At 66.9% G+C, this 11,917-nt stretch carries 9 protein-coding genes; 6 read left to right on the plus strand and 3 right to left on the minus strand.

Features of this window, described 5'->3' with window-relative positions; all coding sequences use genetic code 11:
* Together VJ811_RS16710 and hisG are read right to left on the minus strand one after the other, a co-directional pair.
* Nucleotides 1-539 (minus strand): histidinol dehydrogenase (locus tag VJ811_RS16710; RefSeq protein ID WP_324074457.1); only part of this gene is annotated, 539 nt, incomplete at its 3' end.
* Nucleotides 526-1,188: an ATP phosphoribosyltransferase gene (gene hisG / locus VJ811_RS16715; RefSeq protein ID WP_324074459.1), complete on the minus strand. Its 663-nt coding sequence runs from the start codon at nucleotides 1,186-1,188 to the stop codon at nucleotides 526-528. The genes hisG and VJ811_RS16710, both read right to left, overlap by 14 nt.
* A 39-nt stretch (nucleotides 1,189-1,227) precedes the next feature.
* Between hisG and VJ811_RS16720 the strand changes: the two genes are divergently transcribed.
* Complete coding sequence (locus VJ811_RS16720) at nucleotides 1,228-2,307, plus strand: DUF2332 domain-containing protein (protein WP_324074461.1); 1,080 nt, start codon at nucleotides 1,228-1,230, stop codon at nucleotides 2,305-2,307.
* A 256-nt stretch (nucleotides 2,308-2,563) separates the two neighbouring features.
* Here VJ811_RS16720 and VJ811_RS16725 read toward each other — a convergent pair whose 3' ends face one another.
* Nucleotides 2,564-5,116 carry a family 20 glycosylhydrolase gene (locus VJ811_RS16725; protein ID WP_324074464.1) on the minus strand — a complete coding sequence of 851 codons (2,553 nt, stop codon included), beginning with the start codon at nucleotides 5,114-5,116 and terminating at the stop codon, nucleotides 2,564-2,566.
* 407 nt (nucleotides 5,117-5,523) lie between these two features.
* Here VJ811_RS16725 and VJ811_RS16730 point away from each other — a divergent pair, with 407 nt between their 5' ends.
* The 5 genes from VJ811_RS16730 to VJ811_RS16750 all read left to right on the plus strand — a co-directional run.
* Nucleotides 5,524-6,261 (plus strand): GntR family transcriptional regulator, encoded by a 738-nt coding sequence (locus VJ811_RS16730; protein WP_324074466.1) that lies wholly within the window; start codon nucleotides 5,524-5,526, stop codon nucleotides 6,259-6,261.
* A gap of 341 nt (nucleotides 6,262-6,602) precedes the next feature.
* Nucleotides 6,603-7,640: an SIS domain-containing protein gene (locus tag VJ811_RS16735; protein WP_324074467.1), complete on the plus strand. Its 1,038-nt coding sequence runs from the start codon at nucleotides 6,603-6,605 to the stop codon at nucleotides 7,638-7,640.
* Nucleotides 7,637-8,803 carry an N-acetylglucosamine-6-phosphate deacetylase gene (nagA, locus tag VJ811_RS16740; protein ID WP_324074469.1) on the plus strand — a complete coding sequence of 389 codons (1,167 nt, stop codon included), beginning with the start codon at nucleotides 7,637-7,639 and terminating at the stop codon, nucleotides 8,801-8,803. Before VJ811_RS16735 ends, nagA begins: the two co-directional genes overlap by 4 nt.
* 49 nt (nucleotides 8,804-8,852) lie before the next feature.
* Entirely contained in the window at nucleotides 8,853-11,342 is a 2,490-nt protein-coding gene (ptsP, locus tag VJ811_RS16745; RefSeq protein ID WP_324074470.1) for a phosphoenolpyruvate--protein phosphotransferase, read from the plus strand.
* Nucleotides 11,339-11,917 (plus strand): PTS transporter subunit EIIC (locus tag VJ811_RS16750; protein ID WP_324074471.1); only part of this gene is annotated, 579 nt, incomplete at its 3' end. The genes ptsP and VJ811_RS16750, both read left to right, overlap by 4 nt.

Raw genomic sequence — 11,917 nt, forward strand, 5'->3', positions numbered from 1 at the left:
ACCCCGCCGATATGCGCGGCGGCCATCACCACGGGGTTCGTCTCGCCGCCCGGCGTCGGGGTCATCATCACGATGCGCTCGACCCCCGCGACCTTGGCGGGGATGATGTTCATCAAGACCGACGAGGGATAGGCGGCGCGGCCGCCCGGCACATAGACGCCAGCGGCATCGACAGCATTCCACCGCGCGCCGAGCCGCGCGCCGGTGGCGTCGCGATAGTCGCGGTTCTCCGGGAGCTGCGCGGCGTGATATGCGCGGATGCGGTCGGCCGCGAGGTTCAGCGCATCGCGAAGCTCAGGCGCCAATGCCGCATAGGCGGCGGCGCATTCCTCTTTCGAGATATTCCACCCGCTCGCGCCCAAATCGAAGCGGTCGAATTTCGCGGTATAGTCGGCGAGCGCCGCGTCGCCCTCGGCCTTCACTCGCACGATGATCGCGGCGACGTCGGCCGACACATCGGATGTGCTCTCGCGCCGATCATTGACCAGCGCGTCGAACTCGGCGGCGAAGCCGGGTTCGGATACATCAAGCCGCCGCATCGCCCTGCCCTACTGCCTGCCGAAAGCGTTCCACCAGCGCCGGCACCTCGGCCGAACGCAGCTTGAACGCCGCGCGGTTGACAATCAGCCGTGCGGAAACTTCGCTGATGACCGTCTGTTCGGCGAGCGCATTTTCGACGAGCGTGCGCCCCGTCGAAACCAGATCGACGATGTGCGAGGCGAGCCCCAGCTTCGGCGCGATTTCCATCGCACCGTTCAGCTTGATGCATTCGGCCTGAATGCCCTGCGCCTCGAACCAGCGGCGCGTCGTTCCGGGATATTTGGTCGCGACACGAATATGGCTTTCACCCAGCCCCGGCGGCGCGCTGCCTTCCGGCCCCGCCAGCGACAGGCGGCAATGGCCGATGCCGAGGTCCACCGGCGCATAAAGCTCGCTATAATCGAACTCGTCGACGACGTCCGACCCGACGATGCCGAGCTGCGCCGCGCCATGCGCGACAAAGGTCGCGACGTCGAACGCGCGCACGCGGATCAGCGAGATATGCGGCTGATTTGTCCCAAAAACTAACGCCCTGCTTTTCTTGTCGAAAAACTCTTCCGACGGCTCTATCCCGACGCGCGCAAGCAGGGGCAGCGCCTCGTCGAGGATGCGCCCCTTCGGGATGGCAAAGATGATCGGTTCGGGCATAAGCTTGCGCGCCCATAAGCGGCGAGAGGAAAAAGGGCAATGAGCGAGCGCTACGAGTTCATCGACATGGCCGAAACCGGCCCGAAGGCCGTCCGCACCGCCTTTGCCAACCAGGTCGCCTATTGCCGCGCCAACGACGCGCGCGTCACCGCCCGCGTCGTCGCGGCGCTCGGTGCGTTGCTCAGCAAGCCCGCGAGCGAATTCGCGCGCCGCATCGCCGGGTGGCAGGGCGCGCCGCTCGCCGACGCGCTGCCGCTGCGCGCCGCCGGCGGCATCCATGCGCTCCACCTGTCGGGAACCGCGCACGAACTCGCCCCGATCTATGCCGATTCCGAGGATATCAACGACGCCACGATCATCGCCGGGGTCGTCGCGCGGCACGAGCCAGCGCTGCTCCCCTGGCTCGACGGACCGCCGCAGACCAACGAGGCGGGGCGCTCGTCGAACTTTGTCGCGGCGATGCTCTGGTTCGCCGACCGCGGCCTCCCGCCGCGTTTCGACTGCCTCGAAATCGGGTCGAGCGGGGGGATCAACCTAATGCTCGACCGCTATCACTACGACCTCGGCGGGGTGCATGTCGGGCCGCAGCCGGGCGCGATCGCCTTCACCCCCGAATGGCGCGGCGATCATCCGCCGCAGCATGCGATCGAGATCACGAACCTCAAAGGCTGCGACGTCGCCCCCGTCGACCTCACCGATCCCGGGCAGGCGCTCCGGCTGAAAGCCTATATCTGGCCCGAGCATCATATCCGCTTCGCGCGCATCGAGGCGGCGATCGCCGCCGCGACCGAGGAGCCGCCGCAACTGATCCGCGCCAACGCCGCCGATTTCGTCGAGGCCGAACTGGCGCGCCCGCAGGCCGCGGGGACGACGCGCGTGCTGATGCATTCGATCGTCTGGCAATATGTCCCCGCCGACCAGCAGGCGCGCGTGACCGCCGCGATGGAGGACGCCGGCAAACGCGCGACCGCCGAGCGGCCGCTCGCGTGGGTGGCGCTCGAAGCGAACCGGACGGTGCATCATCATGAACTGGCCGTGCGCTATTGGCCGGGCGGCGAGGCACCGAGGAAAATTGCCCAATCGCACGCGCACGGCGCGTGGATCGAGTGGCTTGGGTAATGATAAAGCACCTGCTCTTCAGAGGAGGGGCAGCGAGACTTGCGAGCTTGCTCTCTAGGTGTTTGGTCCCGGCATTTGATGGTGCATTATCCAGTCAGGAATGGAAGGATGCACTATGGGACAAATTCTTCACGGCAGCGCCACAAGACGGAGGCAGTCGGTCGAGCGATACAACATAGTCAAGAGAGCCTGAGGGGCAAACGAGCCCCAACGATTTACCTCAAATCCGCTCCGTCAAATGCCGGGACCAAACAATTTAGCGGGCGGGCTCGACCCGAACTGTCCGGCTGGCGCGCTTGCCGTCGGCGGAGCGGCTGCGCAGGTCGGCCGCGCCGCCGACCGGCACCGGCCCGGCATAGCGCGTCCACGCACCGCTGCCGATGCGATATTCGATTGTTGTGCCGGGGAACATGCTGTTCGCCTCCAGCTTGCCGTCCACGATCCGCGCACCGGGAGGGGCGACGCGATAGGCGACGCCCATGCGTTCGAGCATTGGGAACTGCGCTGCGACGCGCCCGGCGAAATCCTGCCAGCCTGCCTTCAGCTTGGCGGCGTCTACGCGTTTGTCGCCCCATTCATAGCTCGCCCCCGCCTGATAGGCCGGAGTCCATGGCGCCGGGCTCCACGCGCGTTCGGCGAGCGCGAGCAGGCGCGGGAAGAGCATATAGTCGACCTGCGCGTCGGTGCGGGTCGTCTCGCTCCACAATTGCGCCTGCAGCCCCGCGGCGCGGTGGCCCGGTCGCAGTACGGGCTTGTCCTCGATCGCCTTGCCCTCGGCCTGGATGTTGCGGATCGTCGCGGCATTGGCGGGCAAATTGCCTGGCATGAAGCCGAAGACCTGATACGGATCGACCCCGCGCGAGGCCCAGTTGTAGCCACCTTCGTCGGGATGCGGTGCGTAGGGCATATCGAAATAACCAAGGTCGGGGATCGACAGGACGGCGTCCCAACCCCGGTTCATCTGGTCGTGCGCCTCGCGGACCCCGCCGGCGTGGAGCACGGCCCAGATGTTAGTTTGCACCTTCTTTGGCATCGCGGCGGCTTCGGTATGCCCCATGCCGTCGCTCCAACCGCCAGCGCGCAGCCCCTTGGCGGCGAGGCTTTTGCTCACGCGCTCGATGAAGCGCGGGGTGAGCTTGCCCGCATCGCCGCCATTTTCGGCGATCATCGCCTTGCAGGCGGGCGATTTGACCCATGCGCCCGCGGTCTCGTCGGCGCCAAGGTGGAAGGTCTTGAGCGGCGCGCCTGCTTGGCGGTGCATGTCGGCGAGCGCATCGGCCACGGTGTCGACGAAGCGATAGGTCGCGGGCAGGCAGACATTGAGCGTATTGTCGCTGTAATGCTGGATGCTGCGATATTCGGTGGTGTCGGCGGGGTCGATCAGCCGGTATGTCTCGGCCTCGGCCTTTTTGCCCGCCGCAGTCAGGCGGGCATGGCGCGCTTCCATCGCCTTGATCGCGGCGCGGCTGTGCCCGGGCATGTCGATCGACGGGATGACCTCGATTTGCCGCGCCGTCGCCGCCTTGACGATCGCGACATAGTCGGCCGTGGTGAGATAGCCGTTGACGCCGCTCGTCCCGTCGGGGCCGGCACCGAGCTGTGGCAGGAGGCACGTCTGTTCGGCGGGATCGTGGCAGCGTTTCGACCCAACTGTGGCCAGTTCGGGGAGCGCCGGGATTTCGATGCGCCAGCCCTCGTCATCGGCGAGGTGTAGGTGCAGCTTGTTGAGCTTGTAAGCCGCCATCGCTTCGACGAGCTTCAAAATCTGGTCACGCCCATGGAAGTTGCGGCCAAGGTCGATGTGGAGACCGCGGAAGCCATATTCGGGGGCGTCCTCGACGTGGAGCGCCGCGAGCTTGCCTTTCTCGAACGCCGCCTGCTGCGCGAGCGAGCGTAGCGCGTGACTTGCCCCCGCTGCGTCGTGCGCGGCGATCGCAATGCCCGATGCCTTGACGTCGAGAATATAGCCTTCCGCCTTTTTCGAGGCGGCGGGATCGATGCGGATCGTCAGCGGCAGCGCGCCGCCCTCAGGCGACCCGAGCGCCGCCAAAGCAGGCGCAACCGCGTCGCGTTCGACGCCGTCCAATGTCAGCGCGATGCCGCGGGCAAGGTCGACCGCCTGCCCCCTGCCCTGCATCGCTTTTGCGGGCTTCGGCAGGATCACGATGCCCCTTGCCTCGGGTGCCAACCGTCCGGCCTGCACATCGAAGGCGCGTTCGGCGGTCAGCCAGCGCGTCTTGTCGGCGTCGCTCTTGGTCGCGAGCTTGGCCTCGTCGGTCATCGGCGCCACAAAAGGCAGGATTTCGAGGCCCGTCTCGGGATCGATCGCCGCCCGCGTCGCCGCGATGGTGCGCGGCTTCAGCCCCTCAGCAACCAGATATGCGTTGGGCATCGCGAACGCCTTTGAAAAATTCGAGCCGACGCCCCACAGCTTGATCTCGTGCGTCGAACCGGGGCGCAGCGTCACGCCGGGTTTCAGCGTCAATTGCTGGGCGTCGCCATTGACGTGGCGGTGCGTGAAAATGTCGCTTTCGACGCGTGGCAGCGGATTGACGAAGCTGAAAATGAGCGCGAACCCTTCGGGCGGCGCGTCGACGGGCAGCGTCTTGGGCAGGGTCAGCGTGATCGTCGACAGGAAACAGCCGTCGATCCCGGCCGGGCAGGTCGGGCGATTGTCGACCATGGTGAGCCGATAGCCGAGTGTATCAGCGAGACGGTCGAGCGACGCCTGCGCAGGCGCTTCGGCCGCCAGCGCCTGCGGCGCGGCCAGCGTCGCCATCGCTATCGCCGTCCAACCCGCTGTCCGCATCCACCTTCTCCCGATCGACAATTTGTATCTAATTTGTCATGCAGAAACTGACGGGTCAACGCCTTTCCGATGCGGCTGTTTTATAACAAAAAACAGCAAAATGTCAGGAAACTTGGCATTTGACCTAATGGCAGCCGCCAAATTGGTTTCATATTAGTATTGCAACCCAGCGTCGCTAGAGCGCAATCGTCGCGCATTGAGCAGGATGGCACCTTGGCCATTACGAGTTTGACCGAGAAAGCCGAATTGGTCCTATCGCAATCCTGCGAGATAGAGACAATCAGGCGCCCCCTTTCGCGCGAGCAGTTCGCGACAAAGATTGACGCGACGATACCAATGCAACACATAAGGCCGCGGCGCTGGTCCTATCGGCTGAAGCGCCTTTACAACCGGATGGAGCATCGTCCTTGTCATTGATCGAACGCGTCGGCCCGCTCCAGAAGGACGATCCCACCCCGCTGTACCTTCAGTTGCAAAAGATCCTCCGGGACGCGATCGAGGGGCAGGTGGTGAAAGCCGAAGAAGCCATCCCCACCGAGCGCGACCTCGCCGAGGAATTCGACGTCTCGCGCATCACCGTGCGCAAGGCGATCGACGGGCTGGTCGCCGATGGAATCGTCACACGGCGCCGCGGCGCGGGAACCTTCGTCACACGGCCGCGCGTCGAGAAAAGCTTCTCCAAGCTCACTTCCTTTTCGGAAGACATGGTGTCGCGCGGGCGCAAGCCGCACAGCAAGTGGATCAGCAAGACCGCGGGCGCGGTGACCCCCGAGGAAGCGCTGTCGCTCGGCCTGTCGCCGGGCTCGCTCGTCTATCGCTTCCACCGCATCCGTTATGCCGACGACACGTCGATGGCGCTCGAATATGCGACGATCCCGGCTTATTGCCTGCCGTCGGTCGAGACAGTCGGCGCGTCGCTCTATGAGGCGCTCGACGCGGCAGGGCACCTGCCCGTCCGCGCGCTCCAGCGGCTGCGCGCGGTCGCCTTCACCGCCGAGCAAGCCGAGGTTCTGGGGATCGAGACCGGCACGCCCGGCCTGTTCATCGAGCGGCGCGGATTTCTGCCCGACGGCCGCACCGCCGAGTTCACCCAGAGCTATTATCGCGGCGACGCCTATGACGTCGTCGCCGAGCTTAACGGATAGGCCGCTTAAAAAGCCTTGGATCCCGGCCGGGCCGCCCGGCGCACTCGCCCGCGCAACGCAAGATCCGCGACCGAATCCTCGCCGCCTGCGCGATCTGCACAAGACCAACATTGGTCGCCATTTATTACCAATACGCTACAAGACCGCGCGCCATCGGTGGCCGGTCAGCAGTCCCGAAAAATGCGATCCGGGATGGCTGCATGCGCTGAAAAGCGTGCACTACAAAGGATGGGCGGTCAAAATCCAGTCGCAGCAAACATATATCTTGATGGGACATATATAACCTATATAGTACCAATATATCGAAGGGCTGCACAGCACCGACCGGGAGACAAGATTCTATGACGCCGAACGCCGCATCGGACGGACGACAGACGCTGATGGAGCAGGAAGCAGGCGATGCGGCAGGCGGCGTCGCAAGGATGCTGGAGGCGAATCGCGACGCTTTCGCCACGATCGCCCGGCGCCTGCGCGCTTCGCCCCCCGCAGCGGTCGTCACCTGCGCGCGCGGGTCGTCGGATCATGCGGCGACCTATGCCAAATATCTGATCGAGACGATGACCGGGACGCCGACCGCGTCGGCGGCGCTGTCGATCGCGTCGCTCTATGACGCCCCCGCGGTCGCCGGAAACCGGCTATGCCTCGCGATTTCGCAGTCGGGAAAAAGCCCTGACCTGCTCGCCGCGGTCGAGCAGCAGCGCGACGCGGGCGCCTTTGTCGTCGCGCTGGTCAATGCCGAAGGCTCGCCGCTTGCGATTCTCGCCGACGTCGTGATCCCGCTGTCCGCCGGGGTCGAGCGGTCGGTCGCCGCGACAAAATCCTATATCGCCTCGCTCGCCGCGATCGCGGCGCTCGTCGCGGCGTGGGCGGAGGATGCCATGCTCGAAGACGCGCTGGCCGCCCTGCCCGCGCAGCTCGAGCGGGCCTTCGCGCTCGACTGGTCGCCTGCCGTCGTGGCGTTTCGGGGCGCCACCAACCTGTTCGTTCTCGGGCGCGGCTATGGCCTTGGCGTGGCGCAGGAGGCGGCGCTCAAATTCAAGGAAACCTCGGGACTCCACGCCGAAAGCTTCAGCGCCGCCGAGGTGCGCCACGGCCCGATGGCGATCGTTGGGGCGGCCTTTCACGTCCTCGCGCTGGGCGGCACCGACCGCGCCGCCGCCGGAGTTCGCGAAGTCGCCGACGAGTTCCGCGGGCGCGGCGCCACCGTATTGCTCGCCGATCCCGCCGGCGGCGACCTGCCCGCCATCGCGGCGCATCCGGCGATCGAGCCGATCCTGTTGATCCAGAGCTTTTACCGCATGGCGAGCGCGCTGGCGCTGGCACGGGGGCACAACCCCGACTCGCCTCCGCATCTCAACAAGGTTACCGAGACTTTATGATCTTTCGTTTCCATAACGGCCGGATCGCGCTGCCGGCCGGTGCCCTCGGCGCGGTGGACATCGCCGTCGCCGACGGCACCGTCACAGCCGTCACGCCCGCGGCAGACACGCTGGCGGATCGGGAAATCGATCTGGACGGCGGCTGGCTCCTCCCCGGCTTCGTCGACACGCAGGTTAACGGCGGCGGCGGCGTCCTGTTCAACGACCAGGTCGATGTCGCGGCGATCGCGGCAATCGGCGCCGCGCATGCGCGCTATGGCACCACCGCCTTCCTCCCGACGCTGATCAGCGACACGCCGGCGCAGATCGCCGCCGCGCTCGCCGCAGTCGATGCCGCGATCGAGCAAGGGGTTCCGGGCGTCGTCGGCATCCATATCGAAGGCCCGTTCATCAACGAGGTGAAGCGCGGTATCCACGAGGCGCATCGCATCCGCCGTCTCGACGACGCCATCCTCACGACGCTCACCGCGCCGCACCGCGGGCGCGTGATGCTGACGCTGGCGCCCGAACTGTGCGACGAGGACGACATCCGCACCCTCGTCCGCCACGGGGTGATCGTCAGCGCGGGGCACAGCGACGCGACCTATGACGAAGCGCAGCGCGCGATCGGCGCGGGGCTCACCGGCTTCACCCATTTGTTCAACGCGATGTCGCCGCTGCACCACCGCAATCCGGGCGCGGTCGGCGCGGCGTTCGACTCCGATACCTATTGCGGGCTGATCGTCGACGACGTCCATCTGCACCCTGCGGTCGTGCGGCTCGCGGTCCATGCGAAGGGCAAGGAGCGGATCATGCTGGTCACCGATGCGATGCCCAGCGTCGGCACCGATGTCAGCGAATTCACGCTGCAGGGCAAGCGCATCGCGGTGAAGGACGGCGTCTGCATCTTCGAGGACGGCACGCTCGCGGGCACGCACCTCGATATGGCGTCGGCGTTGCGCAAGACGGTGGAGGTGACGGGGCTTTCCGTCCCCGAGGTGTCGGCCATGGCGAGCGCGACTCCTGCCGCTTTCCTGTCGCTGCAGGACAGCACCGGCGCGATCGCACCCGGGCAGCGCGCCGACTGGGTGTGGCTGAGCGCCGACCTCGCACCGCGCGCAACATGGATCGGCGGACACGTTGTTCCTGAAACCGCACCGGACCTTGTCCAAGCCGCACAATGATAAACAAGCCGCACAACGACAAGCGGCGAAAGTTTTGGGGAATAAGCCGATGAGCTTGATCATCACCTCTCCGCTCAGAGGATGGGCGACGACGCTGGACAGCGTTCCCGATCCCGTCTTTGCCCAGCGCATGATGGGCGACGGCGTCGCGATTCAGCCGCTCGGCGACACCGTCGTCGCGCCTTTCGACGGCGAAGTGGTGACACTCCACGACGCGGGCCACGCGATTTCGCTGCGCAGCGCCGAGGGCGCCGAGGTGCTGATCCATATCGGGCTCGATACGGTGATGCTGAAGGGCGAAGGCTTCACCCCGCTCGTCGCGGTCGGGCAGACGGTGTCGCACGGCGATCCGCTGATCCGCTTTGATCTCGATGCGGTCGCGCTCGCCGCCACCAGCCTGATTACCCCAGTGATCGTGACCAATGCCGAGGCTTTTGCGATCAGCCGCCGCACCGTCGATTGCACGATCGGGGCGTGCGAGGCGTTGATGACATTGGTGCCGGTGCAGGCCGAGGCGCGCCGCCGGTCGGATGACGGTACGGTCGTCGAGCAGGCGGTGACGCTGTTGCTGCCGCACGGCATACACGCGCGCCCGGCGGCACGGATCGGCGAGACGGCGCGGCGGTTCGAGGCCGACGTGCATCTGCTGAACGGCGACAAGCGCGGCGATGCGCGCAGCACGGTTGCGCTGCTCGCGCTCGGCACAGGCTTTGGCGACGAGGTTGTCGTGCAGGCGCGCGGCGGCGATGCCGAGGCGGCGCTTGCGGCGATCGTCGCCTTGCTGGCGACTGACATGGGCGAAGGCGCGCCGGCAGCGAAGCCCGTCGCGGCGATCCGGGAGCAGGTGCTAAGTGCGGGACAGATTGGGGGCGTCATTGCCTCGCCCGGGCTCGCGATGGGTCCGGCGACGCGGTTGCGGCAGGCCGAGATCGCGGTCGCGCGCGATGGCTCGGGTCCGGTCGAGGAGCGCGCCGCGCTGCTCGCGGCACGGGGTGACGTTCGCGGGCAGATCGCCGCGCGCGCCGACAGCGCCGACGGCAGCGTGGCGGCGGTCATGCACGCGCATCTGGCGCTGATCGACGATCCCGAACTGCTTGCGGGCGCGGAGAAGCGCATCGCCGAGGGACGCAGCGCCGGCTTCGCCTGGCGCGGCGCGATCCACGACCAGGTCGATGCGATCCGCGCGACGGGCAATGCGCATCTGATCGAACGCATCGACGATCTGATCGACATCGAGCGCCAATTGCTGTCGACGCTGACGGGCACGCCGCTCGACGGCAATGCCGTTCCGGCCGGGACGATCGTGGTTGCCGAGGATTTGCTGCCGTCGCAGCTTGTGGCGCTAGCTGCCGCGAAACCCGCCGGTGTCTGCCTTGCGCGCGGTGGGCCGACGTCGCACGTCGCGATCCTCTGCGCTGGCATGGGCCTCCCCGCGCTCGTCGCGATGGGCGATGCGCTCGACGCGGTTGCCGACGGCGCGCCGCTGTTGCTCGACGCCGAGATGGGCCACCTCACCGTCGCCGCCTCGCCCGCCGATGCCGAAGCCTTCACAGTGCGCCTCGCCAAGCGCGATGCAAGGCGCGAGGCCGCTCAGGCCGCGGCAAAGGACGCCTGCCAGACCAGCGACGGCACGCGCATCGAAATCTTCGCCAATATCGGCACGGTCGAGGACGCCGTACTCGCCGCCGAACAGGGAGCCGAGGGATCGGGGCTCGTCCGCAGCGAATTCCTTTTCCTCGATCGCGACACCGCGCCGTCCGAGGATGAGCAGCACGCCGCCTATCAGGGGATCGCCGACGCGCTGGCGGGCAAGCCCGTTATCATCCGCCTGCTCGATATCGGCGGCGACAAGCCCGCCGCCTATATCCCGATCGCGCAGGAGGAAAATCCGGCGCTCGGCCAGCGCGGTATCCGTGTTGCGCTGGCCCGGCCCGACCTGCTCGAAACGCAGCTCCGCGCGATCTTGCGCGTCGAGCCGGTGGGCCAGTGCAAGATCATGATCCCGATGGTCGCGAGCATCGACGAAATGCGGCAGGTCCGCGCGATCGTCGAGCGGCTCCGCGGCGAAATGGAGATTGTCACGCCGGTCGAGGTCGGGGTGATGATCGAAACCCCCGCGGCGGCGATGACCGCCGATCTGCTCGCCGCCGAGGCCGATTTCCTGTCGATCGGCACCAACGACCTCACCCAATATGTGCTCGCGATGGACCGCGGCAATCCGGCGGTCGCCGCCGGGGTCGACGCGATGCACCCCGCGGTGCTGCGCATGATCGGCGAAACCTGCCGCCTTGCGACCGCGCGCGGGCGCTGGGTCGGAGTGTGCGGGGGGCTTGCATCCGATCCCGCGGCGCTGCCGATCCTGGCCGGGCTCGGCGCCACCGAACTCTCGGCGGTCCCCGGCTTCGTCGCCGAGGCGAAACAGATCGTGCGCGGCCTCACGCTGATCGAAGCGCGCGCGCATGCCGAGCTCGCGCTGCAATGCAAGTCGGCAGCCGAGGTTCGCGCGCTCGCCCGCGCATTCGAGGAGACACGAAAGTGAGACAGATTCTCGAAACGCTCCAGCCGCTCGGCCGCGCACTCATGCTGCCGATCGCAGTGCTGCCAATCGCTGGCCTGCTGTTGCGCATCGGCCAGCCCGACCTGCTCGATATCGCCTTCATCTCGGCGGCGGGCGCCGCGATCTTCGACAACCTCGGCATCCTCTTCGCGATCGGCGTCGCGGTCGGCTTTGCGCGCGACGGCAATGGCGCCGCGGCGCTCGCGGGCGTGGTCTGCTACCTCGTCACCACCACCGGCGCGCAGACCTTCCTCACCGCACCGCCCGATATTGGCGCGGGCTTGCCCGAAGCGGCGGCGGCGCTGGCCGCAAAGAATTGGGCGCTCACGCAAATCGACAAGCTCGAAGTACCGATAGGCATATTGTCCGGCCTCATCGGCGGCAATTTCTACAACCGCTTCGCCACCATCGCGCTGCCCGAATATCTCGCCTTCTTCGGCGGCCGGCGTTTTGTCCCGATCGCCAGCGGGGTCGCGGGGCTGCTGCTCGCCGCCGTCATCGGCTATGGCTATGCGCATATCAGCGGCGCGATCGATAGCGCGAGCCGCACCGTGGTC

It is taken from the genome of Sphingopyxis sp. (assembly GCF_035250425.1).
Lineage (GTDB): Bacteria > Pseudomonadota > Alphaproteobacteria > Sphingomonadales > Sphingomonadaceae > Sphingopyxis.